The organism is Paludisphaera soli (assembly GCF_011064595.1).
Lineage (GTDB): Bacteria > Planctomycetota > Planctomycetia > Isosphaerales > Isosphaeraceae > Paludisphaera > Paludisphaera soli.
Map to the genome: position 1 here is coordinate 175208 of NZ_JAALJI010000012.1, position 23079 is coordinate 198286.

The following is a 23079-nucleotide window of genomic DNA, read 5'->3' on the forward strand; positions in this document are numbered from 1 at the left end:
ACGGGCGGAGGGCGCGGAGACGTCCGCATGGCCGCCCCAGCCGACGCCGAGAATCGCAGCAACCCGACCGCATCCCCCCCCTCGGCCTCGGGCACGACGCCGAGGGACGCCCGGGGGCTCTCGTCGCTGGACGAATCGAACCTGGAGCGCTCGATCATCCGCCGGGGGCTCGCCACGCCCGGCGAGGTCGAGGCGTGCAAGGCCCATCGCGCCAAGCTCGCCGCGCAGGGGGACGGGACGCCGGGCCAGAGCCTGCTCGACGTCATGGTCGGCGCCAAGGTCCTCACCAAGGGCCAGATGGCCCGGCTCCTCCAGGAGCGCGGCGAGGCGACCCGGAAGCTGGAGATCCCCGGCTACACGATCATCGAGAAGCTGGGCAAGGGGTCCATGGGGGTCGTCTTCAAGGCCCGGCAGAACAGCGTGAATCGGACCGTGGCGGTCAAGATCCTGCTCGACAGCCTGGCGCAGAATAAGGAGTTCATCCGCCGGTTCGAACGCGAGGCGCAGATCGCGGCCAAGCTCTCGCACAACAACATCGTCAACGCCATCGACGCGGGCGAGGCCGGCGGCCGGTTCTTCTTCGTCATGGAGTACGTCGAGGGGCCGACGATCAAGGACTTCCTCGACAAGAACAAGGTCTTCGAGGAGAAAGACGCCGTCCGCATCGCCATGGCCGTCGCCGAGGCCCTCAAGCACGCCAACCAGCGAGCCTTGATCCACCGCGACGTCAAGCCGGAGAACGTGATCCTCACCAAGGACGGCGGCGTGAAGCTGGCCGACCTCGGCCTGGCGCGGCTGACCGGCGACGAGACCTGGGGGCTCTCCGAGGCCGGCATGGCGATCGGCACCCCCTACTACATCAGCCCCGAGCAGGTGCGGGGCCAGACCGACGTCGACATCCGCGCCGACATCTACAGCCTCGGCGCCACGCTCTACCACATGGTGACCGGCAAGGTCCCCTACGGCGGAGACACCCCGTCGGAAGTCATGCGGAAGCACGTCGACCCGCGCGTGGAACTGGTCCCGCCGGACCACCTCAACACGAAGATCTCCAGCGGCCTAGGCATGGTCATCGAGACGATGCTCGCCAAGAACCGCGAGAACCGCTACACCACGCCCGACGACCTGATCCTGGACTTCAAGTGCCTGCTCCAGGGCGACAGCCCGATGATCGCCGGCCAGAAGCCCGACAGCCTGGAAGCCCTCGCCGAAGGCGAGACCGACGAGTACGCCCCGACCGCCGTCGACGAGGCCCACATGATCGAGATGGCCGGCTACGTCAACAGCCGCAACCAGATCATCGCCGCCCTGGCGATCGTCCTGGGCCTGTCGATGGTCACCAACGTGCTGATGCTCGTGGCGAAGTGAAGACGGGCGTCTCGCCGTCGGTGGGACGCCCGCCTACCGGGTCGCTCCGGCCCGTTCCAGCATCGTCGCGACGTCCCGGTCGCCGCGGCTGCGGGCTGCCGAGAGGGCCGTGGTCCCGTCCTCCCATTGCGCCTCCGGGTCGGCCCCCGCGCGGAGCAGGGACTCGACGCGGGCACGGTCGCCCGAAGCCGACGCGATGAACAACGGCTCGTTCAGCAAGTACTCCTGGTGAAGATACTTCCCCAGGATGGCGAGCAGGACCGCGCCGCACATCCAGAACCACAGAGGTCCCCGGCGACCCGGCCATCGGGCCGCGAAGGCGACCATCAGGCCGAGGACTCCGACCATCAGGGCCGCCGCGAGGAGGCCGAAGAGGAGGAAGCCTCCGAAATCCATGTCACGGGGCCCTTCGAGGCGGGCGGCTCGCCGCCGGATTCGGAAGCTGTTTGACCGAACGTCGCGGCCGGATCAGTTCTTGCTGAAGTTCAGCACGCTGGCGTTCGACTTGCCCAGCGGGTTGCGCAGGAACTTGCGGTGGCAGGAGGGGCAGAGGTCGAAGCGGAAGCCCTGGCGGCGGCAGGCGTCGTCGGCCTGCTCGCGGTGGGCGAAGTCCTCGTCGCGTTCGAGCAGCTCGGAGACGGCCTCCATCGGGTCGTCGTCCAGATCCTCTTCCTTGATCTCGTTGGGGTCGAACCCGGGGAACGCCTCCATCTTGACCACGAAGCGGTCTTCCCCGGAGGAGGTCATGTCCTTGCCGCAGAGATCGCACGTGAAGTGGACCATCAGCGTTTCATCCTCAATAGCGACGTGCCGGTCGACTGCCCCGGCCGAGATCGTTCTAAGACGATCTTAACCGGCGGGCTCGGGTCCGTCCAAGCCCCTCATCTGGCCTTTCCATCAATCCGCAAGAAGGCCCCCCCTGTCAAGGCGAGAAGCGCCGCCGCGGCCGCCCCCGCCGAGGCGGCGGCGGCCGCTCGGAACGGCGTCGGAGCATATTCAAGTTCGACGACTCGCGAATGCGAATCGACCGGAAGGCTCATGAAGACGTCGAGATGCTTGTCGACCTTCACAAGTCTCCCGTCGACGCGCGCCCGCCAGCCCTCGTCCCACGTCTCGCGGACGACCAGCCGCCCGGGGCCTTCGGCGTCGACCTCGACGCGGATCGCGCCGGGCTCCGCCCGCGGCGCGGCCGTCGCACGGCCGGGTCCTTCGAAGGCGACCGGATCGGCCGCGTCGAGCCAGGCGATCCAGGCCTCGCCGACGGGCTCGACCTTCGTGAAGAGCGACGGATCCGGCGGCGGGCTCGCGGCGACGACGGCCCCGACGGCCGCCTCGCGGAGCCTCGGCAGGGCCGCGGCAACGGTCGCCCACGACACGGCGCGCCGGCTGCTGCGGGCCTCGTCGGTCGGCTCGTACAGCGGCTCGAACCAGTCGAGGCTCCGCGCCAGCTCGACCGAGTCGTAGTTCCGAGCGTCGGCCAGGCCGAACCGCATCAGGACGTTCGGCGGCAGCTCGCCCCCCACGCCGATCGCCCGACGCCCAGGGCCGAGGCCCTTGCGCAGCCGCGCGATCAGCGGCGGCTCGAACTCCTGGGTCGCGCGGTCGATCGCAGGATTGAGCCCCACGCCGAACGCGAACAGGTCGGCGAGCGTCGCGGCGAGCAGCAGGCCGGGGATCGCGGGGCGGATCCCCGGGCGTCGGCGCGCGGCCTCGGCCGTCGCGGCGAGGGCGAGGAAGGCCGTCGCGCCGATAGCCAGATAGCGCGGGGTGAAGCCCAGCATCGTCCCGACCTGGGCCTCGACCCGGCGCGCGACCTCGGCGGGTTCGAGCCGCTCGGCCGCCTCGCGATAGTGCCGCTCGGCGCGCTCGCGCAGTCGAGGCTCGGCGAACGGGACGGCGAACGCCGCCGCGCCGAGCAGGACGCCGGCCGCGATCCAGGCCCCGGCCCAGCGTCGCGAGATCGACTCGCCACGCGCCGCCAGGTCGATCCCGATCCCGCCGAGGAACGTCAGGGCGAAGGCGACCCAGAGCGTCAGTCGGCGGTTGTCCATCACGCCCACGACCGGCAGGGCGCGCAACAAATTATCCACCGGCGCGATCCGGAAGGCCCCCATCGCCCCGATCACGAGCAAGGCCAGCAGGAAGCCGGCCTCGGGGCGACGCCGCCCGACGAAGACCGCCAAGGGCGCCAGCCAGGCGAGCGTCGCCAGCCCGGCGAAGCCCCCGGCGGACTCGTTCAGGTTGTTCAGCCCCAGCCCGCGAGCCAGGTTCGGATGCCCCCGCCGCTGGCTCCCGTAAAGATAGGGGAACGCCGTGCAGGCGGCCTCCAGGATCCTCGGCCGGGTGGCCTTCCAGAACGGCGGGTGCTCGCGACGGCGTTCGGACCAGACCGGGCTCTTGGCCAGGTAGTCGGCCAGCGGGACGATCTGCACGGCCGCTATCCCGACCCCGAGCGCGATCCCCGCCCCCCAGGCGATCGCCGCCCGTCGCCGAGGCTCGGCCCTCGCCAGCCGCCAGGCCGCGAGCAGGCCCGCCGCCAGCAGGACGTGGGCGCTCGTCTGGACGTGTCCGGCGACCAGCACGCCGCCGACGGCGAACGCCAGCAGGGCCGCGGCGAGGGCCCCGGGATCGCGGATCGCCCGGTCCGTCGCCAGCAGCACCCAGGGGAGCCAGATCGCGGCCGGCGTGACGGGGTAGAGCAGCCAGACGACCAGGAACCCGCAGAACGGGAACGTCAGCCCGGAGAACCAGCGTCCCCAGGGGCCGAAGCCCCACGACCTCGCCAGCAGGAACGCGCCGAGGCCGGCGAACCAGAGCCGCGCCGCGGCCGTCCAGGCGAGGGCGTCGGGCCAGGGGCTGAGGACGAGGATGAGGTTGAACGGGTCGAACACCCCGCTCTGACCGTTGGCGACATGCGGAGCCCCGCAGCCGGCGTACGGGTTCCAGAGAGGCAGTCGGCCAGAACGCATCTCGTCGCGATTGAACGCCAGCCAGGGTTGGAACTGGAGGACCGGGTCCATGAGGAGCCGATTCGCGGGCTCGTGGGCGGCCTCGCCCGGCTCGCGGAAGCTCGCCTCGACGAGCAGGACGTCGGCCGGGCTGAGTACGCGGCCGGGGCGGAGCGCGTCGTGGAGGAAGGCCCCGACGAGTCCCGCCAGGACGACGCCGAAGGCGACCAGTTCCGCGCGTCGCGAAGGCATGGCAGGCTCCCGTTTCCCCTGGGCATCAGGTCCGTTAGGGCGGCAGGATACGCCCGGTCGGCCTCCCCGGACAGGCCGATCGTCAGGTCGGGCTTGAAAGTTGGGCGGGGAACGCGATAATGGGACTCTTTCCCGCGGAAGTCCCGTGCGCGGTCTGCGCCGAGACGGACGCCCGCGGGCCTCGCGGCCTCGGCTCGACGCGTCGGCCCAACTCCGCGATGGACGCGTTCACGCCACGGAATCGCAATCAAACGTCGGCCGCCCGGTTGGGGAAGGTCGTCGCAGGGCAGGAGTCAGGAACGATGGGCCGCGTTTGCGAAGTCAGCGGGAAGAAGACCACGTTCGGCAACCGGAAGACCGAGCGCGGCAAGGCGAAGTACCTCGGCGGCGTCGGCAAGAAGACGACCGGCATCAGCCGGCGCACCTTCAAGCCGAATCTGCAGACGATCCACGTGTGGCTGCCCAACGGCCAGACCACCCACGTCCGCGTCGCCACCTCGGTCATCCGCAGCGGCCAGTTGACCCTTGAGGTTGACGGCAAGGTCCAGACCTTCCCCCTCATCAAGGCCTCGAAGGGGAGCGCCACCGCCCGCGAGAACCTCAAGAACCTCTACCCGATCTGATCGATCGCGTCGCGGTTCCGGGCCGTCGGGCCATGAATCAACCAGCGGAGACTCGTCCCTTGCGACGAGCCTCCGCTTTTTTGCGCGCCGCGGCTGAGTTGCGACGCCGTCAAACCTCGGGCGATTTCGCTCGGCGCGCGAAAACGCCGAACCCTCGGAAAGTGGCTCGGCGGGAGACGCTGGGGCGTGTCGTGCGGGGCGGGGGCGATTGGGGTCAGGTCAGAAGGGCATGCGGCCCGGGGCACCGTTCTTGAGGTGCTCGGCCAGGCACTCTTCGTGCACCTTGTGGGTGGGGACCGACTGCTTGCACATCGGGCAAACGGTCAGGTTGATCGGCGTCAGGAAGTCGTGACTCCGGCGCTTCCCCTTCGCGGACTTCGATTTACGTCTCTTCGGTACGGCCACGTCAGCATCTCCCGACTATCTTACCGCTCGGCGCAGACTGGGACGAAAGGTCCATTATCCGGAATTCCCCGCGAATTGCAACTCGGTCCGCCGGATCAAGGGGCCTCCGGGGCCTTCTCGGGGAGCCGGACGCGGGCCAGATAGATGGAAGTCTTGCCCTCGTGCGAGGAGTAGTAGCTGACCCAGAGGAGGCCGTCGTGCCACACGAGGCCCGGGTAGCTGGTGTCGCCGCCGGAGGGGAAGGCCAGGAACTCGGTGAGCTTGCCGGCCTCGGGGTCGAGCCAGCAGAGGGCCGTATGGACCTTCGGCGCATGGAGACGGCCGCCGGCCACCAGCCGGCCGTCCGGGAGCCGGAGCAAGGCGGGCCCCCCCAGATGGACGCCCAGGTCTTTCCAACTCCATTCGGTGTAAGGAGGCTTGGAAATCCCGAGTTGGTTCGTGCCCGGCTTGCCGTCCCGACGCAGGAGGCAGAGGCCGGTCTCGTCGGGGAGCCAGGCCAGGGCGGCCTCGTTGGGGAAGCCCTCGGCGAAGAGGGTCGGGACGAGCGGGGCGAAGCTCGCACCGTCCTTGCTGGCGTAGAGCCGCGTGAGATGGTCTCCGGCCGTGGAATAGCCCACGGCGTAGGCCGTCCCCTCGTGCCAGGCCGGCCGCCAGACCCACACGTTCGGATCGCCGATCGGCGTCGGCATGGACCACTCGCGTCCGTCGCTCGAGAACCAGGCCAGCGACCGGTGCCGGGATGCCGCCGGCTGATGGAGGGCCGAGGCCCCGGCGAGCATCAGCCGGCCGTCGGGGGTGATCGAGAGCTTCGGGTCGCGCAGGTCGCCGGTCTCCGACGTGAGGGTCGCCGCCGAGGTCCATTCGTCGCCGTCGGTCGAGGTCAGGACCCGGATCGCCCCGTCCGGCGAGACGTGCCCCGCCCCCTCGCGGAAGGTGAGGAACCAGCGGTCCCGGAACCGGACGAGGTCGGTGAAGGCGTTGTGATTCGCGCCGTCCCAGACCTTCTTGACGTCGAGGACCTCCGCCCCGGACGGCTCGGCCTGGAAGCTCGCCAGGCTTAACGACAGCAGCAGGATCGACGTCATGGGAGGGCTCCGCGCAGGCGTCAAGGGGACGATCATCGCGCCGTCATTCTCGACGATCGCCGTCGGGGTTGCCAGGCGCCGGTCGGCGAGGCCTTGCGATCGGCGACGGCGGGCGGGATCCTGGAGGTCGGGCGCGGGCCGGAGTCGGATCGAGGCCGAAGGGGGCGGGGCCGATGGGCGGAACGACGGGGTCTCGGTTCCTGTGGACGGCCCTGCTGGTGCCGCCGATGCTGGTGCTGGCCGGGACCGCGGCCATTACGCTCTGGCCGGCGCCGGTCGTGGGGGTGCTCGATCAGGCCGCCGCCCTCTGGACGCGGTCGTGGTGGTCGCCCTCGCAGCCCGGGCCCCGCGCCCCCGGCGACGGCCGCCATCCGTTTCCGCCGATGAACCGGGGATTCATGGCGACCCCCACCCCCACGCCTCCGAGGCGGGGGGTGGTCCGCAAGCCCGACGGCTCGCCGCTCGAAGGGAACTTCCGGCTCACCACGCTGCACGTCGGCGGCGGGGGCTTCGGCTACTCGGCCGGGGCCGACGCGAGCGTGGCCGCCCCCCGGTTCTCCTTCCAGCCCCAGAGCGAGCGCTGCTGGGTCGTGATCGAGGCCGACGGCTACGCCGCCGCGGCCGTCGGCCCCATCGGCCCCCGGGCCGCCAAGGCCGAGGCCCCGCCCGGGGCGAAAGCTGGGTCGGGCCCGGATTCGAAGCCGGGCGAGGCCCCGCCCCCGCCCCCGGAGGAGGAGGAGCCCGAGATCTCCGTGGTCCTGGAGGAGGGCTTCCCGCATCGGGTCCGGGTCGTCCGCGCGGACGGCGCGCCGATCGCCCGGGCCGAGGTCCACGCCAGCCTGACCGTCGAGAACCGGCCCGCCGGACTGGAGCCGCGATACTACACCGACGACGACGGCTGGGCCCTGATCCCCCACGTCCGCGAGGTCGAGTACGAGTTCGAGGTCAAGGTCCACGACTTCGCCCTGCCGGACGACACGGTGTTCGCGACCCTCCGGCCCGGCGTCGACACGACGATTCGGCTGGACCGGGGGCCCCTCTCCGGGCTCGCGCTGGACGAGGAGGGCCGGCCGGTCGCCGACGCCCTGGTCCTGATCGCGGCCGAGTTCGACGCGTCCACCGAGCGGACCGACATCCACCCCCTGGAACGGGTCATCGCGGCGACTTCGGACGCCGAGGGCCGTTTCGTCATCCCGGACCTCCACAAGGACTCCGTCTACCTGCTCCGGGTCGAGGGGCCCGACGGCTCCGCCGGCTACGCGCCGGGCGTCCGGCTGAACGGCCGCGAGGTCCGGGCGACGCTCCGCCCGCGCCGCGTGGTCCGGGGGATCGTCAAGCGAGGCCCGGAGCCCCCCCAGCCCGGCCCGTCGATCGTCAGGGTCCGCTCCTCGATCCCCACGGGCTTCGAGGGCTACGGCAGGCGCGGGGGCGCGCTCACCGAGTACGCGTGGGACCAGGGCCTGATGCTCGACGCCGAAGGCCGGTTCGAATACCCGGTCTGGGAATCCTCCGAGAGCCGCCTGGAGGTCGCCGGCCGCATCGTCCCCGTCCCCTGGCCGCCGCCGGCCGCGCCGATCCCGATCGAGGCCCCGCCGGCGACCGAGGGGCGCGAACGCCAGGTGGAGATCCGGATCGTCGGCGACGACGCGGTCAGGTCCCGCGTCGACTCGCTGACCTTGCAGCTCGTCAACCGCCCGCCCGAGCGGGCCAACCTGAAGATCGAGCGCCTCGTGGAGATCCAGGGCGGCCGCGGCAGCTTCCGGGCGCTGGGGGGCGACTCCTTCCAGATCGAGGCCGACGCGATCCCGGGGCTCTGGACAGCACCGACGCGGATCGACCCCGCGCCGGGGGGCGGCGACCGCTCGGTGGAAGTCCGGGTCTTCGCCGCCGGCTCGATCGTCGGCCAGGTCGTCGACGCCGACGGCCGGCCCGTCGGCGAGGGGACGACCGTCCTGGCCGAGTTCGACCCCGCCTGGGTCGCCACGATGCACCAGCCGGGCCCGACCGGCCCCGGGGGCTTCGCCTCGTTCGTCCGGTCCTCCCCCTACGCCCCGCCCGAGCCGACGGCGACCGACGCCTCCGGCCGCTTCACGATCGCGGCCTGGCCCCTGGACGTCCCCTGCCGCGTCACCGTGGAACGCGGCCGTTTCCGGACCCACGCCGAGACCGTCCGGCTCGACGACGGGACGCCCCGCTACGAGATGGAGATCTCGCTCCCGAAGACCGCCTCGGCCCAGGTGCGGCTCGTCGATCCCGAGGGCCGGCCGATCCCCGGCGAGACCGCCTTCGTCCGCCTCGATCGACCCGCCGAGGGGACCCGCACCTGGCCCTACGGCGAGACCGACGCCGACGGCCGGATCCGCATCGACGACCTCGCCCTGGGCGAGCCGGGCTACACGCTCCGCTTCGCCTTCGAGGCCGACTACGGCCCGATCAACGCCCCGCTGACCCCCGGCGGGCCCGCGCTGGAAGTCCGCGCCGAACGGGGGCGGACCCTCGAAGGCCGGGTCGTCGAGGCTGTCAGCGGCTGGCCGATCCCCGGAGTCCGCTTCTCCGCCCAGAGCCTCGTCGACCTCGATGCGAACGCCGAACTCGTCACCGACGACGACGGCCGCTTCCGCTGCACGACCCTCCCCCGGGGCGACGTCCGCCTGGCGAATCCCGGCAACATGACATGGATCGCCCCGCAGCCCTCGATCGTACGGGCGGGCGACCTCACGCCCGTGCTCCTCGAGGCGTCGAAGCTGCGATTTCCCGGCCCCCAGCCGAAGCCCCCAGCCCGCCCCTGAGCGTAGCGGACGCCTGGTTCAGCCCGACGGCGGCCGGGGCACCACGCGGAGCCCGACCTTCTCCAGCCGGCTGAGCAGGATCGGCCAGTGCCGGGCGAAGCTGCGCTCGTCCATCGTGTGCGTGCAGGCGATCGTCTCGCGGTCGTGACGGCCCAGCACGCGGGCCCCGCCGGGCGCGCGGAACAACGCCTTCCGCACCGCGCTGACGCTCGGCGCGGCGACGTGGAACCGCAGCGCGGCCGCCGCGTCCTCGGCGATCGCCGCGGCCCCCTCCCCTTCGTCCCCAGGCCCGCCGATGGTATCCTGGACGTCCAGCATGACCGCGCCCCCGCCGACCCGTCCGGGCCATTCCCCGGTCCTTCGAGACAATCGTCCCATGATCGATCCTCCCAGCAACATCCGGGCCCATCAGGCGGACCAGATCCTGGAAGTGGCCTGGCCCGACGGCTCGGTCGACCGCTTCCCCTACCGCTTCCTCCGCGCCGAGTGCCCCTGCGCCAGCTGCCGCGACGAGTGGAGCGGCGAGCGAATCATCCAGATCGAGCACGTCCGCGAGGACGTCAAGCTCGAGGGCCTGGAGCCGGTCGGCAACTACGCGATCAAGCCCTCGTGGAGCGACGGCCACTCCAGCGGCATCTTCACCTGGGACATGCTCCGCGAGACCGCCCTCTCCATCCCCAAACCCGAGTGAACGCCCCCGCGCCGAAGATCACCGTCGCGATCCCCACCTGCAACGGCGAGGCCCACCTGGCCGAGGCCCTCGCCGGCGTGCTCGCCCAGCGCGGCGCGACGTTCGACCTGTTGGTCTGCGACGACCGTTCGGACGACCGGACCGTCGAGTTGGTTCGCGACCTGGCCGGCGATCGCGCGCGGATCGCGGTCAACCCCGAGCGCCTCGGCCTGGCCGGCAACTGGAACCGCGCCGTCGCCCTGAGCCGAACCCCCTGGGTCGCCGTCTTCCACCAGGACGACGTCATGCGTCCCGGAGACCTCGCCGCCCGCCTCGAAGCGATCGAACGGCCGGGCGCCGACGCCTTGGGCCTGATCGCCGAGCCCGCCGACGTGATCGACGAGCAAGCCCGCCCCATGCCGGCCGCGATCGTCGAGCCCGGCGGTTTGGCCGAGGAGCCCGCCGGCCGCTTCGTCGACTTCCCCCCCGGCGCGTTCGCCGCCCAGCTGGAAGAAGCCAACATCCTGCGATGCTCGGCCGTGACGACGAACAAGGCCGCGCACGAGGCCCTCGGCGGCTTCGACCCGAGCTACCGCTACGTCGTGGACTGGGACTTCTGGCTCCGCGCGGCCGACCGCTACGGAGTGACCTGGATCGCCCAGGAGCCTAAAGTCTCCATCCGCTGGCACGCCGCCAGCGAGACCCACCGCTTCAAGGTCGGCCTCGACGATCTGGAGGAGACCGAGCGGCTGCTGGCGAGCCGGTCGATCCGCCCCGGCCGCCGCCTCGCCCGCGCCTACCTCAACCGCGCGCACGACGCCCTCCGCGCCGGGCGGGTCGACCTGGCCCGCACGGCTCTCAGCCTGGCCGTGCGGCTCGACCGCCGCGTGCTCGCCGCGATCCTCGCCGACCCGCGTCTCGCCGCCCAGATGGCGACGCTGGCCGTCGCCCCGGGGCTCGCCCGCCGCTGGTTCGCGCGCTGAGGGCCCGCTACTTCGGCACGCCCACGTCGCAGAGCGGGATGATCGGGCTGGTCGATTCCAGCAGCGACTTGAGGGTGACGTTGCGGAAGGCCGCCTCCATCGTGGCGTAGGCCTGGTCCAGCTCGCGGTGGAGCGGGCAGAGCGCCGTGTGCGACGGCAGTCCCAGCGGGCAGTGCCGGATCCGCTCGATCGGCGCGACGGCCTCCACCACGTCCAGGATCGTCACGTCGGCCGGGGCCTTCGCCAGCTCGTATCCGCCCCCCGGACCCGGCCGCGAATGCACCAGCCCCGCCGCCGCCAGGTCCTGCAGGACCCGGTTGAGGTAAGACCTCGGCGTCTTCGTCTTCCTGGCCAGCACGTCCGCCGACGCCGGCCGCCCCGGCTCCCCCGCCAGGCACACCGCCGCCCGCAACGCGTATTCCGCCGTCTTCGGCAGCATGGTCTCTCCGCCTTCCGTCAGTCGCCTTTCGGGCCCGGTCCCGGTGCCTTCCGCTTCTCCAATTCCACGATCCACCGCCGGGGGTCGTCGCCGAAGTCCTCCCCCGTGCGGGCCCGGAAGATCGCCAGGATCTCCCGCACCGCCCCCTGCCTGTCCCGCTCGACGATCCGGTCGAGATGCGAGCCTTCGACCTGCTTCGTCCCCGAAGGATAATACCAGAGCACATACCCCAGAAGGCTCGGGTCCGCGCCTTCCCCTTCCTCCACCTGCCGACGCATCTGGTCGAAGACGTCCGTCTGGTCCTCGGCCATGACGATATGGGCCTTCGCGACGAACGTCTCCACGAACATCCACCCGGCCAGGCCCGCCAGGACCAGCGTCAAGATCCAGTGCGCGACCCGCACCGTGTCCCGGCGTATCATCGCCCCTCCCTATCCTACACCTTGACGTCCAGATTCTATTCTGTATATTCAGGTGTAGATTTCAACCCGCCCCCCGCCGCGAGGGAACGACGCGTCCCCCGGCCGCCAGGAGGACCTCCGATGCTCCGCCCCGAGACGATCGAGATCATCAAGGCGATCACGCCCGCCGTGGCCGCGAACGCCGAGGCGATCACCCGGCGATTCTACCAGCGGATGTTCGCCGGCGACCCGCAGGTCCAGGCGTATTTCAACCAGGCCCACCAGCACTCGGGCGGGCAGCAGCGGGCGCTCGCGGGGGCAATCTGCGCCTATTTCTCGCACATCGACAATCCGGCCGTCCTGGGCGAGGCCATCGAGCTGATCGCGCAGAAGCACTGCTCGCTGGGGATCCAGCCGGAGCATTACCCGATCGTCGGCAAGCACCTGCTGGCGGCAATCGGCGACGTGATGGGGGACGCGGTCACCGACGAGATCGTCGCCGCCGTGACCGAGGCCTACGGCTTCCTGGCCCAGGTCTGCATCGACCGCGAGGCCGCCATCTACCGCGAGCAGCGCGAGGCCCCCGGCGGCTGGAACGGCTACCGCACGTTCGTCGTCGACCGCAAGGTCCCCGAGAGCGACCTCGTCACCTCCTTCTACCTGCGTCCGGCCGACGGCGGCCCCCTGCCCCCCTTCCAGGCCGGCCAGTACGTCACCGTGAAGGTCGACCACCCCATCACGCCGACCTCGCCGCGCAACTACAGCCTGTCCGACCGCCCCGGCCTGGACCACTTCCGGATCAGCGTCAAGCGCGAGCCCCGGCTCGCCGCCGACGCCCCCGACGGCCTGATCTCCAACTACCTGCACGACGAGGTCCGCGCCGGAGACGAGCTGGAACTCGGCCCCCCCTGCGGCGAGTTCACCGTCCCCGACGAGGCGGCCCGGGGCCCGATCGTCCTGCTCGCCGGCGGGATCGGCGTCACTCCCCTGCTGGCGATGGCCAAGGACCTCGTCCATCGCGGCGTCGCCGGCCCGATCCACTTCCTGCACGCCGCCCGCAACAGCCGCGTCCAGCCGTTCGCCGACGAGCTTCGGGAACTGGCCGCGTCCGGCGTGCACGTCCACGTCCTCTTCGACGCGGCCCTCGCCGACGACCTGGAGTCGGGCCGCTGCCACCGCGTCGGCTTCCTCGACGCCGACTTCCTCCGCGATTGGGCCCCCTGCGACCGCGCCTCGTTCTTCTTCTGCGGCCCGAAGCCGTTCATGCAGGCGACCTACACGGCCCTCAAGGAACTGGGTGTCGACGACGACCGCATCCGCTTCGAATTCTTCGGCCCCCGCCAGGAGATCGTCGCCGCGCCGGCCCTGGCGAGCACCTGACATCCAGGCCAGTGGATGTACCTGCCGGAAAGTGCGATCCTGGTCTGGAGGCCGCATCGACCGGACCAGGAGTCGCCGATGATTCGACCTGAGCAGCGACTGATCATGCAAACCCCGCTCACCGAGTTGTGGGACGCTCGCGGGACCCTCCCGATCAAGGAGAGACGGGACGTCGGCTGCGAGCAGGTGCGACAGCTGCTTCGAGATGGACCGGTCCGGTTCGTGATCGCGGATTGCGGCCGCACGATCCGATGGATCGCACTCGAAGATTCCTTCCGCTTTTGGAAGGAGGAGGTGAAGTCCCACCTGATCGATTGGAGCGTCCACGTTCGGGGGACGCGGCTCGAGGACTGGCCCGGCGAATACTTCTACAGCGGCAGCGAATGGGATGAGGTCGACGGTGCGGCCGTCGTCCTGCTCGTGAAGCATCACTGAATCGGAACGGGATCGGACCGGATTTCCGGCCGCTCCTGTCCTTAAAAACCACCTGACGCCTTCGTACACCAAAGCTGCCCCCGGCGCCTGGAGCTGGTCGAACGGCCCGGCGAGATGGGCGAACCCATGGCTGGGGGCGAGCGTCGGATGAGAGGGTGTCAGCGCGGCCGGCCCGGTCCGGTCCGGTCGCTCGCCTCGTGTGGGAATCGCGATTGTAACCCTCCAGTGACTCCGTGCATCTCGATCGTCAGGAGAGGAGAATTCGTGCACACTCTCGCCTCGATACGTGATCGGCCGGCCTGGCTGACGGGACGGCCTCGCAAGGGTCGAACTTACTCTCCCTGGGGCATCGGCGACGCCTCTTCCCCGTCGGCCGTGCCCATGACGTTCGGTTTCGACATCACCGACGACGGGGCTGTCGGCTATCATCTGGCCTTCTACTCGATGGACGGCGTGTACTCGGCAGACACCTGGCATGAATCCCTGGAGGACGCCTATGCCACCGCGGAAGCGGCCTTCGGGATCCGACGCGAAGAATGGGGCCGCCCCAGGACCATTAACGCGAGCGAGATCCCGAGCCGCTGATATCGGTCGGTTTCCGAAGTCCTTCCATGGATCAAGGCCCACGGATGGCCGAGCCGATCAAGACAGGGGCAGACGGTTCGCCGCCTGGACGCCGTTCCGCGTTTCGACTCAAAGAGGAAGAGAACGGGTGCAGGTACCTCGATCCGGCGTTTGACCGGATCGACGACGCCAACTTGGACCTTGGCGTACGCCGAGGTGGTTGGACTCTACGGCCGAGGCCGCACCTCGGTCTCGACCCATTCCAGGCCAAGGTCGCCGGCCTGGACGACCCGTTCGCGGCCCCGCCTGAGCGTCGAGCCGGGTGCCACGGGTGCGGTGGACCGCTCCCGAGAGGGGGTTCAACGTGTATGCACTGAGGCATCTCCACTGCGAGGCCCTCGTCGCCCGCGAGTTCTGGCGCGGCGATCGCCGGATCAGCCCGGCCTGCTACGTCGCCCTTTCTCTTTCCGATGGCGAAGCTCTCGGGTGGTGGCTCGACGACGACGTAGAGATCTGGAGGCTGGAGCCCATCGACGTGGCCCTCCTGCCAGGTCCGGGGGAAGGCTGGATCGAGGAAGACGGGACCTCCTTCCGCTATCCGCACGTCGACCTCGCCTCGCGGTTCGGCATCCGGGGCGGCGAGTTGTCCCGTTGGACCTCCGAAGTGATCGAGGCGACGGCCGAGGCCCGGCTGATCTTCGCCGACGGGTCATCGGTCGTCTTCGCCCACGATTTCGGCTCGGAAACTTGCCGGATCATTCGCCGGTCCCCAGGTGTTGCGTGACTCCTGTCCCCCCTTCGCGCCCATCGATGGTCCCGAGCCGGCGTCGGCCCTTTCCCGCCCGCCGCGCGGCTATGCTTAAGGCATGACGCCGGGCGGCGGGTCGGGTGCAAGGGGGCCTTGCGTCGGCCGGCCGCCGCGTCGAGACGTCGGGCGGTGGATCATGAAGCGGGCCGCGGTGTTCTCCAGGAGGGTCGTCGACCCGGTCAACTCGGTGGCCTGGTTCGCCATGGACGGGCTCTGGCTCGCCCAGCTGGCCTGGCCGGCGTACGTCGCCGCGGGATTGACCCTCGCGACGGGCGCGACGCTCATGTGGCTGAACCGTCTGCGCTGGTCGCGCCTGAGCGACGACCTGGCGCTCAACGCCTGGATGTGGATGAACGCCCTCTGGCTGATCTCGGACCTCGGCGATTACCCCACGCTCCGGAAGGCGGCCCTGGTCATGGCGGTTTTGGGGGCCGTGCTGCTCGCGAACGAACTCCGCCCCTCGACGAGCCGCCGCGAGGCCCTCCTCCGCTTCCGGAAGATGCGGGTGTCCGGCCGCTGAGGCGGATCGCCGCGGCCGTCGTCCGCATTCGCCCATCGTGAGGCACTGTCACGATGGGCGATTCCGCGCCGGGTCGCCACTCGGCCGATCCTCCAGCCCGTCGAACCTCCGACGCCCGACCTCGATCTGCCGACCCACGAAAGCGCGCCGAACGAAGCCAATTCCAGACGACCTTCCTTGATCCGATCTTCAGCAACGACCGAGACTTGCATCCGATGGGTTCGCTTCCAGGCCCCGGCGAACGAAGCCAATTCGTGGAACCGGCCGCAGAGACCCCGACATGCGAAGATTCGCGCGAACGAAGCCAATCTTCCAGAGACCTCAACCTGAAACCAGAAAGACACTTGCGACGATAACCCCGACGCGCGAACGAAGCCAAACGAAGCCGATGTCGCCCGGCCCGGCCCGGAGGTGGTCGGGCGGCGTCGCTTGTCGGGGGATTGACCTCCCGGGCATAATGATAGGATTCCCCCGAACCGCATCCGGGACCGACACTCCTTCGCGAGGCATCGACCGAGAATCATGACGCTTGAGGCGATCGCCCCACCCCCGTGCTCCTCGCGGAACGAAGCGCCCACGCAGCTGCCGGTGCTGCCGCTCGTCCCGCTCTCGCTGCCGCACCTGCCGGCCTCCCGCGCCGAGATGGACGCGCGGGGATGGGACGCCGTGGACGTGGTCCTCGTCAGCGGCGACGCCTACGTCGACCACCCGGCCTTCGCCATGGGGATCCTCGGCCGGGTCCTGGAGGCGGCCGGGTTCCGGGTGGCGATCCTCAGCCAGCCCGACTGGCGGAGCGCCGAGCCCTGGCGGCAGTTCGGGCGGCCGCGGCTGTTCTTCGGCGTGAGCGCCGGGAACATGGACAGCATGATCAACCACTACACGGCCAACAAGAAGGTCCGCAACGACGACGCGTACAGCCCCGGCGGCCGCATCCAGCTCCGGCCCGACCGCGCCACGATCCCCTACTGCCACCGCTCGCGCGAGGCCTTCCCCGGCGTGCCGATCATCGCCGGCGGCGTCGAGGCCTCGCTCCGCCGCCTGGCCCACTACGACTACTGGAGCGACACCGTCAAGCGGTCGATCCTGCTCGACTCCAAGGCCGACCTCGTCGTCTTCGGCATGGGCGAGCAGCCGATCGTCGAGATCGCCCGCCGCCTGAAGGCCGGCGAGACCGTCAAGGACCTGCGCGACATGCGCGGGGTCGCCTACGCGATGGGCGCCAGCGAGACCCCGCCGGCCGACGCCCTGGCCCTGCCGACGTATGAACAGGTCAAGACCGACAAGCTCAAGTTCGTCGAGGCCACCAAGCGGATCCACCTGGAGACGAACCCGCTTAACGCCAAGCGGCTCGTCCAGTACCACGACCGCCAGGCCGTCGTCTGCAACCCTCCCGGCCTGCCGATCAGCCAGGAGGACATGGACCGGGTCTACGGCCTGCCGTTCACCCGTCGGCCCCACCCCATGTACAAGGGGGAGCGGATCCCGGCGTACGAGGTGGTCAAGGACTCGGTGACGATCATGCGCGGCTGCTTCGGCGGCTGCACCTTCTGCTCGATCACGGCGCATCAGGGCCGGATCATCCAGTCGCGGTCGCAGGAGTCGATCCTGGCCGAGCTGAAGCAGATGGGCCAGGACCCCAAGTTCTCGGGCGTGGTCTCGGACATCGGCGGCCCGACCGCCAACATGTACCAGATGCGCTGCACCCGGCCCGAGGTCGAGGCCAAGTGCAAGCGGCTCTCGTGCGTCCACCCCACCGTCTGCAAGCTGCTGGGGACCGACCACGGGCCGCTCATCGAGCTGATGAAGCAGAGCCGCGAGACCCCGGGGGTGTCGAAGGTCCACGTCGCGTCGGGCATCCGCATGGACCTGGCGCAGAAGTCGCCCGAGTACCTGGAGGAGCTGGCGAAGCACCACGTCGGCGGCCACCTCAAGGTCGCCCCCGAGCACACCGACCCGAACGTCCTGAAGCTGATGAAGAAGCCGAACTCCGAGGACTACGACGGCTTCGCCGAGGCCTTCCAGGAGGCCAGCCGCAAGGCCGGCAAGAAGCAGTTCCTGGTGCCGTACTACATCGCCTCGCACCCCGGCAGCGACCTGAACGCGATGATCGACCTGGCCGTCTTCCTCAAGCGCAACGGCTACCGCCCCGACCAGGTCCAGGACTTCATCCCCGCCCCGTTCGACATCGCCACCTGCATGTACCACACCGGCATCGACCCGTTCACCGGCCAGGAAGTCTACGTCGCCCAGCACCTGCGCGACCGCAAGCTCCAGCGGGCCTTGCTCCAGTACTTCCGCCCCGAGAACTACTTCGAGGTCCGCAAGGCCCTCCTCGCCGCCGGCCGCGCCGACCTGATCGGCGGCGGCTGCGACGCCCTCATCCCCGCCACCCCGCCACGAGCCGCGATGGAGGCCCGCCAGGCCGAGGCCCGCCGCTCGCTGGGCGAAGGCCGCTACGTCCACCAGGTCGACGGCGAGGGCCAGGCCCGCCCGGCCGCGAAGGCGAAGTCGGGGCCAGGCGGCCCGCGGCCCGGCCCCGCCTCCGGCCCGATCCCCGCCGATTCGCCCAAGGCCGGCGGCGGCTATCGCCCCCATCGCCGCACCGCCCAGAAACGCAAGCCTCGCTGAGACGTCGCCCGTCTCGGCCCCGCCAATTTGGATACATCAACCGCCGAGTCGATCCCGATCCGTCCGACCGGCCCTTTCCTCCCGAGGTCGTCCCGACCATGCCCCGCAGAGACACGCGTCCCGATCGTCGCCGCTCCTCGTCGCCCGGCTCGAAGCCGTCGGGGGGGCGGCCGCGTCCCAAGGGGCCCCTTCACCCGCCGAAGCCATCGCCCCCGGGGGGGCGGCCCCGGTCGGGCGCGGCCCCGCGCGGCAAGACCATGCCGCAGCTCGCGGGCCTGATCGCGCAGATCGCCCCCAAGGTGCTCCGCGACGTGCTGGACCGGGGCAAGCGGCTGGAATCGGCGATTGTCGACGCCCAGGGGGACGAGGCCAAGAAGCGCTCGACCCGCGCCGACCGAATGATGATCAACCGCTCGCTGGCCTCGCTCGTCCGCTGGTGGGGCTGGATCGAGCCCCTGAAGCTCGTGCAGGTGGAGGATCAGCTCCTTCTGGCCTGGCTTCTGGACTCCCCGGACCTGCCGGCCGTCCCCAGGCTCTGGGCGAGCCGCACCGGCCGCGACGCCAGCCGGCTCTTCTCGGGCGGCGACGCCCCCCACTGGACGGCCCGCGCCGAGACGCTCAAGCGGTTCGTCGCCGGCCGCGCCGTGACCGCCGACCCCTGGATGCCCTTCCCCGCCTGGCTCCGCGACGAGCTGCCGCTGCCCCCGGGCGAGGAGTCGGCCAAGGTCCGCAAGCTCCACTTCCTGCACGCCGTCCAGGCCCCGCCGAGCCTCTGGGTCGCCGTCCGCGGCAGGCCCGCCAAGGAGGTCTGGGACGAGCTGCACGAGGCCGACCTCAAGCCCTGGGTCCAGCGCAAGATCGAGACCGCCGCGCGGCTCGACCGCGACGCCGACCTCCGCCGCCTCGAGTCGTTCCAGCAAGGCGCCCTGGTCGTCGAGGACCTGGGCTCCCAGGCCGTGGCGAAGGTCTGCGACCCCGACCCCGGCGAGCGCTGGTGGGACCTGGGCGACGGGTCGAGCCTGATGGCCCTCGGCCTGGCCGACGAGATGCGCGGCAAGGGGACGATCATCTCGACCTTCGAGCACGAGCCGACCCGCCTCGCCGCCGCCAAGCGGCTCCGCACCAGCCCCTACACCAACGTGGCCGCCAAGACCTGGGACGGCCGCAAGCCCCCCGGCAAGCCCGAGAGCTTCGACGGGGTTTTGGTCGCCCCGCCGAACTCGGGCGTCGGCTCGTGGCGGCGGCACCCGGAGGTCCGCTGGATCGTCAAGAAGGAGCAGATCGCCGAGTTCGCCGCCCGCCAGAAGCAGCTCTTGAGCCTCGCCGCGACGGCCGTCCGGCCGGGCGGGACGCTGGTCTACACCGTCGGCACGGTGACGCTCCGCGAGACGCAGGGACTCATCAACGAGTTCCTCGCGGAGCATCCCGGCTTCCGCCTGGACCCCTTCCCGCACCCGCTGGAAGAGGGCGAGACCACGGGCATGCTCCAGCTCTGGCCCCAGGCCCACGACTGCGAGGCCCGCTTCCTCGCCCGGCTGGTCCGATCGACCAAGCCGACGCCCGCTTCGTGAGCCGCGGGGCTGGACGAATCGGGCCGGAAAGCGTACCCTACAGGGGTCTTTGACAAATCGCGACCGGGTAGCTCAGTCGGTAGAGCAACGGACTTCAAGGCGCGGCGGGAGCCGCGAAAATAGGAGCCTCGCGCGGGAAGAATCCGAACCGCGACGAGTGGATGCCGCTATATGCTGGGACGCCCTGAGAGCCCCTCGCACCACAACGCGGCCGGCGACGGCGATCGTGACGGTTCGAGAAGCGGGGGGATTGGGCCATCAGCAGGCAAGGGGCCGGGGGATCCCCGGCTTCAGCCTCAGAGACTAGACGCGGCACGCCTGCGACGGCGAAGAGATAGTCCAGACCATCAAGCCGCCCCCAAGGGACGGTGGTCGGTGAAAGCCGATGAGGTAGGTTAATCCGTTGGTCGTGGGTTCGAGCCCCACCCCGGTCACTCGCGACAGGAGCCGCCGCAAGGCGGCTCCTTGCGTTTTCCCCCGTCTTTTCCGGGGTGAAACGCTTCATCGTCGGATGCTCATCCAAATCCGTCATCACGACGGAATCCGACAGAAACCGCCCCGATCCGTCCCCTCCGGTGGGCAAATGGTGGGCAAAGAGTTTGCTGATGTGTGGGCCTTCCCCCGCCTGATTTTCGGTGTCGGACTCGGTCGGTTCCTGCCCTCCTTCGGCTCCCCGGTGGGCAAATCCGCCGGTCCCCGTCGCCAGGGCGACCGTCGAGGCGCTCCGGGCCTCCGGCGAAGGCTTGAGCGAGGGCAGCGACAGTGCCGCCCGCTCGACGTCCACGGCGCGGGGCTTCGTGTAGCGGTCTGTCAGGCCGGGCGTGCTGTGCCGCATCACCCGCTGGGCCACCCGGGGCGTGACCCCGGCGGCATCGAGCAGCGTCGCGGTCTGGCAGCGCAGGCTGTGGAAGTCGAAGAACCGCCCCGAAGCGTCGACGTACGGGATCCCGGCCCGCTCCAGGTCGGCCCGCAGCATCTCCGCCCCCCGCTCCGGCGGAAGCGGGAAGACGGCTTCCTCAGCCGCGACCGTCTCGACGAACGGTAACAAATCGCCCGCCAGATCGGCGGGGATGAAGACGAGGGCAGGCTGGCCGTTCTTGGTGTAGGCGGGGCTGACTGCCAGCGTCGCCGGATCGGCGTCCCAGTCGAACGAGCCTCGGCGGATGCTCGCCAATTCGGAGTAGCGGAGGCCCGAGGTGACCGCGAGCCGGTAGCAGAGGGCTCGGGCCGGGCCGGTCATCCCCAGGACGGTCGGGCCCTCCTCGGCGGCCCTGACGAGCCGATGCAGGTCGTCGACGCCGAGCGTCCGCCTGTCGTGCCGCCGGTCCTCCTGGGCGTTGTAGGTCCGGACCCCTCGGACGACGTCGTCGCGGACCCGTCCCGTTTGATGGCACCAAATCGCGAAGCTCCGCACGACCGCCCGGTAGTGGTTGAGCGACTGGAGCGACAGCCCGCGCCCGCGCAGCTCGGCCAGGGCTCGCTGGACCCGCTCGCCATCGAGGTCCGACAGTCGAGCCGGGGCGAGCAACTCCGCGAGCCTCTCATCCCGCCGCGCCCGATCCGCCGCGGAGGCGGCCCGAGGATACTCGACCTCCGAAGCGTCCGCCCCGCGGGCGATCGCTACCAGCCGACGCAGCCGCCCCATCGAGAGCGAGACGTGCCGAGGCGTCGTCTCGCGAGCCCGCAGCGACTCGGCCCACGCCTCGGCGTGCTCGACGAACGGAAGGGCTTGGTGGGCACGGTACGCCAGTTCCCGAGGGTCCAGCAATCCCTCCCGGATCTTCGCCGCCTCGGACTCGGCCGCCCTCGCCAGTTCCTCGGTCACCCGCTTGTCGGAGCATCCCTTCTGCTCGCGCTTCACACCGTCCGCGTCGGTGAATCGGTAGTACCACGTCTTCCCACGTTTTCGTAGACTCGCCATTGGGTTCTTCTCCTGCTCTGAACAGGGGTCGAATCAAGGGGGCGGGGCCGTTCGCAGCGGTCCCGTTTCCCGCCCCTTCCTTGTCCATCAATCACGCTCGGCCCGTCAAGAGGGGCTCGGACTGGATCGCCAGCCGTGCGGCGTGGGCGTCGGGTTCGTGGTCGTCGGCCTCGGTCGGTCATTGCCGATCTTCAGCGCCGGCCAGCCAGTTCCTCCCAGGGGACCGACATAGGCAGGTGCCGCCCCCAGCTGTAGCGAATCCGACTGAATCCGCTCGCGTGGACGTCGGTCCAATCGTTGCATCCCTCGGGGGGCCGGACCCGCACGGCGCGGGAAGGCCAGCATTCGGCGGCCATGTCGCCGGCGTTGTCGGCGTCGTGCGCAGTGAACAGGGAGCGGCAGGACTTCACGGCTCGGCGAACGTCCTCATCGAGGCGAGAAGCCGCGCTCCCCAGGGTGACCACGCCCGCCACGTCGTGAAGCTGTTGGGCCATCAAGAGGCAGTCGAATTCGCCTTCCACCACGATCAGCGGAAGGCCGGTCTGGATCGCCTCGGGGCCGGGGAAGATCCTCGGACGATCTCGGAAGGCTTCGACGTACTTCGGCCTCGCCCCCTTGAGTTGGCGGATCTTCACCAGGGCCAGTCGTTCCCCGTCGAACCAGGGCAGCACGATCCCGGACGCTCGATAGGATCGAACGCCGTCCTTCGTGGGGACCCGGGCGGATTCGACGAATCCCAGCCGGGCGGCCCGGATCGTCTCGTCGTTCAAGCCGCGGCCGCGAAGGTAGACAATCGCCTCCACTCCATTAGGACTCCAGAGGCGTTCGGCGGCGTCTTCCACCAGCGCCAGGGCGTCGGCCGGGGAAAGGCCGGACGGCCGCTCCTGGGGCCTGTCCGGGGCCTTGACGGGCCTCGGGACGATCGGAGTGTGCGGGCTCGCTTCCCAGGTCGCCAGTCCGCACAGTTCGACCACGCGCCGGACGGCCGCGGGGAACGTCGATCCGTCCAGCTTCATCACCAAGGCGGCCGCGTCCCCATGCTCGCCGCATCCCCAGCACTTCCATCGGCCCCGGTCGGGATCGACGACGAACGACGGGTTGCGGTCGGGGTGGAACGGGCAAGACCACCACAGGCGGCCACCCCCCTTCCGACCGGGCGGCTCCCCCAGCAAGGCCACGGCCACGGCTTCCAGGTCGATGCGGTCTTTCAAAGCGCCCCAGTCGAGACGATCGGTCGGGGCGCGGACGACGAACGGGGAAGGCATGTTATCGCCTCCTTTCTGGAGTTC

22 protein-coding genes are annotated in these 23079 nt (G+C 70.4%); 12 read left to right on the top strand and 10 right to left on the bottom strand.

Annotated elements, in window-relative coordinates; translation table 11 throughout:
* The first annotated feature begins 27 nt into the window (after nucleotides 1-27).
* On the top strand, nucleotides 28-1368 hold the full coding sequence (locus tag G6O68_RS16805) for a serine/threonine-protein kinase (RefSeq protein ID WP_165249779.1): 1341 nt from the start codon (nucleotides 28-30) through the stop codon (nucleotides 1366-1368).
* Between the two features lie 33 nt (nucleotides 1369-1401).
* Here G6O68_RS16805 and G6O68_RS16810 read toward each other — a convergent pair whose 3' ends face one another.
* The 3 genes from G6O68_RS16810 to G6O68_RS16820 form a co-directional block, all read right to left on the bottom strand.
* Nucleotides 1402-1764 (bottom strand): ankyrin repeat domain-containing protein, encoded by a 363-nt coding sequence (locus tag G6O68_RS16810; protein WP_165249780.1) that lies wholly within the window; start codon nucleotides 1762-1764, stop codon nucleotides 1402-1404.
* Between the two features lie 72 nt (nucleotides 1765-1836).
* Nucleotides 1837-2151: a hypothetical protein gene (locus G6O68_RS16815; protein WP_165249781.1), complete on the bottom strand. Its 315-nt coding sequence runs from the start codon at nucleotides 2149-2151 to the stop codon at nucleotides 1837-1839.
* Nucleotides 2152-2249: 98 nt separating this feature from the next.
* Nucleotides 2250-4568, bottom strand: a complete 2319-nt coding sequence (locus tag G6O68_RS16820) for a YfhO family protein (protein ID WP_240911346.1) — start codon at nucleotides 4566-4568, stop codon at nucleotides 2250-2252.
* Between the two features lie 302 nt (nucleotides 4569-4870).
* Here G6O68_RS16820 and rpmB point away from each other — a divergent pair, with 302 nt between their 5' ends.
* Complete coding sequence (gene rpmB / locus G6O68_RS16825) at nucleotides 4871-5191, top strand: 50S ribosomal protein L28 (protein ID WP_165249782.1); 321 nt, start codon at nucleotides 4871-4873, stop codon at nucleotides 5189-5191.
* Between the two features lie 219 nt (nucleotides 5192-5410).
* On the opposite strand, the gene rpmF is transcribed toward rpmB, so the two are convergent.
* Nucleotides 5411-5596, bottom strand: coding sequence for a 50S ribosomal protein L32 (gene rpmF / locus G6O68_RS16830; protein WP_165249783.1), 186 nt, complete (start codon nucleotides 5594-5596; stop codon nucleotides 5411-5413).
* A 95-nt stretch (nucleotides 5597-5691) separates the two neighbouring features.
* On the bottom strand, nucleotides 5692-6681 hold the full coding sequence (locus G6O68_RS16835) for a sialidase family protein (RefSeq protein ID WP_165249784.1): 990 nt from the start codon (nucleotides 6679-6681) through the stop codon (nucleotides 5692-5694).
* A gap of 173 nt (nucleotides 6682-6854) precedes the next feature.
* Between G6O68_RS16835 and G6O68_RS16840 the strand changes: the two genes are divergently transcribed.
* Entirely contained in the window at nucleotides 6855-9470 is a 2616-nt protein-coding gene (locus G6O68_RS16840; protein WP_165249785.1) for a carboxypeptidase-like regulatory domain-containing protein, read from the top strand.
* A gap of 18 nt (nucleotides 9471-9488) precedes the next feature.
* Here G6O68_RS16840 and G6O68_RS32860 read toward each other — a convergent pair whose 3' ends face one another.
* Entirely contained in the window at nucleotides 9489-9848 is a 360-nt protein-coding gene (locus tag G6O68_RS32860) for a hypothetical protein (protein WP_240911347.1), read from the bottom strand.
* On the opposite strand from G6O68_RS32860, the gene G6O68_RS16850 reads away from it, so the two are divergent.
* Both G6O68_RS16850 and G6O68_RS16855 read left to right on the top strand, forming a co-directional pair.
* Entirely contained in the window at nucleotides 9847-10161 is a 315-nt protein-coding gene (locus tag G6O68_RS16850; protein ID WP_165249786.1) for a DUF971 domain-containing protein, read from the top strand. The two genes, G6O68_RS32860 and G6O68_RS16850, sit on opposite strands and share 2 nt — an antisense overlap.
* Complete coding sequence (locus tag G6O68_RS16855) at nucleotides 10158-11123, top strand: glycosyltransferase (RefSeq protein WP_165249787.1); 966 nt, start codon at nucleotides 10158-10160, stop codon at nucleotides 11121-11123. The genes G6O68_RS16850 and G6O68_RS16855 overlap by 4 nt, the downstream gene beginning before the upstream one ends.
* Nucleotides 11124-11130: 7 nt before the next feature.
* Here G6O68_RS16855 and G6O68_RS16860 read toward each other — a convergent pair whose 3' ends face one another.
* Complete coding sequence (locus G6O68_RS16860; RefSeq protein ID WP_165249788.1) at nucleotides 11131-11562, bottom strand: RrF2 family transcriptional regulator; 432 nt, start codon at nucleotides 11560-11562, stop codon at nucleotides 11131-11133.
* 17 nt (nucleotides 11563-11579) lie between these two features.
* Nucleotides 11580-11984: a hypothetical protein gene (locus tag G6O68_RS16865; protein ID WP_165249789.1), complete on the bottom strand. Its 405-nt coding sequence runs from the start codon at nucleotides 11982-11984 to the stop codon at nucleotides 11580-11582.
* Nucleotides 11985-12104: 120 nt separating this feature from the next.
* Between G6O68_RS16865 and hmpA the strand changes: the two genes are divergently transcribed.
* From hmpA to G6O68_RS16900, 7 genes are all read left to right on the top strand, one after another.
* A complete protein-coding gene (gene hmpA, locus G6O68_RS16870; protein WP_165249790.1) occupies nucleotides 12105-13343 on the top strand; it encodes an NO-inducible flavohemoprotein in 1239 nt (412 codons plus the stop codon).
* Nucleotides 13344-13421: 78 nt separating this feature from the next.
* On the top strand, nucleotides 13422-13778 hold the full coding sequence (locus tag G6O68_RS16875) for a hypothetical protein (protein WP_165249791.1): 357 nt from the start codon (nucleotides 13422-13424) through the stop codon (nucleotides 13776-13778).
* Between the two features lie 381 nt (nucleotides 13779-14159).
* Nucleotides 14160-14363, top strand: coding sequence for a hypothetical protein (locus tag G6O68_RS16880; protein WP_165249792.1), 204 nt, complete (start codon nucleotides 14160-14162; stop codon nucleotides 14361-14363).
* Between the two features lie 343 nt (nucleotides 14364-14706).
* Nucleotides 14707-15126, top strand: coding sequence for a hypothetical protein (locus tag G6O68_RS16885; RefSeq protein ID WP_165249793.1), 420 nt, complete (start codon nucleotides 14707-14709; stop codon nucleotides 15124-15126).
* A gap of 160 nt (nucleotides 15127-15286) precedes the next feature.
* On the top strand, nucleotides 15287-15670 hold the full coding sequence (locus G6O68_RS16890) for a hypothetical protein (protein ID WP_165249794.1): 384 nt from the start codon (nucleotides 15287-15289) through the stop codon (nucleotides 15668-15670).
* Nucleotides 15671-16192: 522 nt separating this feature from the next.
* Nucleotides 16193-18298: a YgiQ family radical SAM protein gene (locus G6O68_RS16895; RefSeq protein ID WP_165249795.1), complete on the top strand. Its 2106-nt coding sequence runs from the start codon at nucleotides 16193-16195 to the stop codon at nucleotides 18296-18298.
* 257 nt (nucleotides 18299-18555) lie between these two features.
* On the top strand, nucleotides 18556-19869 hold the full coding sequence (locus G6O68_RS16900) for an RsmB/NOP family class I SAM-dependent RNA methyltransferase (RefSeq protein ID WP_165249796.1): 1314 nt from the start codon (nucleotides 18556-18558) through the stop codon (nucleotides 19867-19869).
* Between the two features lie 94 nt (nucleotides 19870-19963).
* Here G6O68_RS16900 and G6O68_RS16905 read toward each other — a convergent pair whose 3' ends face one another.
* The gene (locus tag G6O68_RS16905; protein ID WP_165249797.1) at nucleotides 19964-21790 is read right to left on the bottom strand and encodes a tyrosine-type recombinase/integrase; all 1827 of its coding nucleotides are present in this window, start codon (nucleotides 21788-21790) and stop codon (nucleotides 19964-19966) included.
* 191 nt (nucleotides 21791-21981) lie between these two features.
* Nucleotides 21982-23055: a CHC2 zinc finger domain-containing protein gene (locus G6O68_RS16910; RefSeq protein ID WP_165249798.1), complete on the bottom strand. Its 1074-nt coding sequence runs from the start codon at nucleotides 23053-23055 to the stop codon at nucleotides 21982-21984.
* Nucleotides 23056-23079: the final 24 nt, after the last annotated feature.

Bases quoted from the DNA above. Each gene is read 5' to 3' on its own strand.
- G6O68_RS16805 (WP_165249779.1), top strand. From the start codon at position 28: ATGGCCGCCCCAGCCGACGCCGAGAATCGCAGCAACCCGACCGCATCC.
- G6O68_RS16810 (WP_165249780.1), bottom strand. From the start codon at position 1,764: ATGGATTTCGGAGGCTTCCTCCTCTTCGGCCTCCTCGCGGCGGCCCTG.
- G6O68_RS16815 (WP_165249781.1), bottom strand. From the start codon at position 2,151: ATGGTCCACTTCACGTGCGATCTCTGCGGCAAGGACATGACCTCCTCC.
- G6O68_RS16820 (WP_240911346.1), bottom strand. From the start codon at position 4,568: ATGCCTTCGCGACGCGCGGAACTGGTCGCCTTCGGCGTCGTCCTGGCG.
- rpmB (WP_165249782.1), top strand. From the start codon at position 4,871: ATGGGCCGCGTTTGCGAAGTCAGCGGGAAGAAGACCACGTTCGGCAAC.
- G6O68_RS16835 (WP_165249784.1), bottom strand. From the start codon at position 6,681: ATGACGTCGATCCTGCTGCTGTCGTTAAGCCTGGCGAGCTTCCAGGCC.
- G6O68_RS16840 (WP_165249785.1), top strand. From the start codon at position 6,855: ATGGGCGGAACGACGGGGTCTCGGTTCCTGTGGACGGCCCTGCTGGTG.
- G6O68_RS16850 (WP_165249786.1), top strand. From the start codon at position 9,847: ATGATCGATCCTCCCAGCAACATCCGGGCCCATCAGGCGGACCAGATC.
- G6O68_RS32860 (WP_240911347.1), bottom strand. From the start codon at position 9,848: ATGGGACGATTGTCTCGAAGGACCGGGGAATGGCCCGGACGGGTCGGC.
- G6O68_RS16860 (WP_165249788.1), bottom strand. From the start codon at position 11,562: ATGCTGCCGAAGACGGCGGAATACGCGTTGCGGGCGGCGGTGTGCCTG.
- G6O68_RS16865 (WP_165249789.1), bottom strand. From the start codon at position 11,984: ATGATACGCCGGGACACGGTGCGGGTCGCGCACTGGATCTTGACGCTG.
- hmpA (WP_165249790.1), top strand. From the start codon at position 12,105: ATGCTCCGCCCCGAGACGATCGAGATCATCAAGGCGATCACGCCCGCC.
- G6O68_RS16875 (WP_165249791.1), top strand. From the start codon at position 13,422: ATGATTCGACCTGAGCAGCGACTGATCATGCAAACCCCGCTCACCGAG.
- G6O68_RS16880 (WP_165249792.1), top strand. From the start codon at position 14,160: ATGACGTTCGGTTTCGACATCACCGACGACGGGGCTGTCGGCTATCAT.
- G6O68_RS16890 (WP_165249794.1), top strand. From the start codon at position 15,287: ATGAAGCGGGCCGCGGTGTTCTCCAGGAGGGTCGTCGACCCGGTCAAC.
- G6O68_RS16895 (WP_165249795.1), top strand. From the start codon at position 16,193: ATGACGCTTGAGGCGATCGCCCCACCCCCGTGCTCCTCGCGGAACGAA.
- G6O68_RS16900 (WP_165249796.1), top strand. From the start codon at position 18,556: ATGCCGCAGCTCGCGGGCCTGATCGCGCAGATCGCCCCCAAGGTGCTC.
- G6O68_RS16905 (WP_165249797.1), bottom strand. From the start codon at position 21,790: ATGGCGAGTCTACGAAAACGTGGGAAGACGTGGTACTACCGATTCACC.
- G6O68_RS16910 (WP_165249798.1), bottom strand. From the start codon at position 23,055: ATGCCTTCCCCGTTCGTCGTCCGCGCCCCGACCGATCGTCTCGACTGG.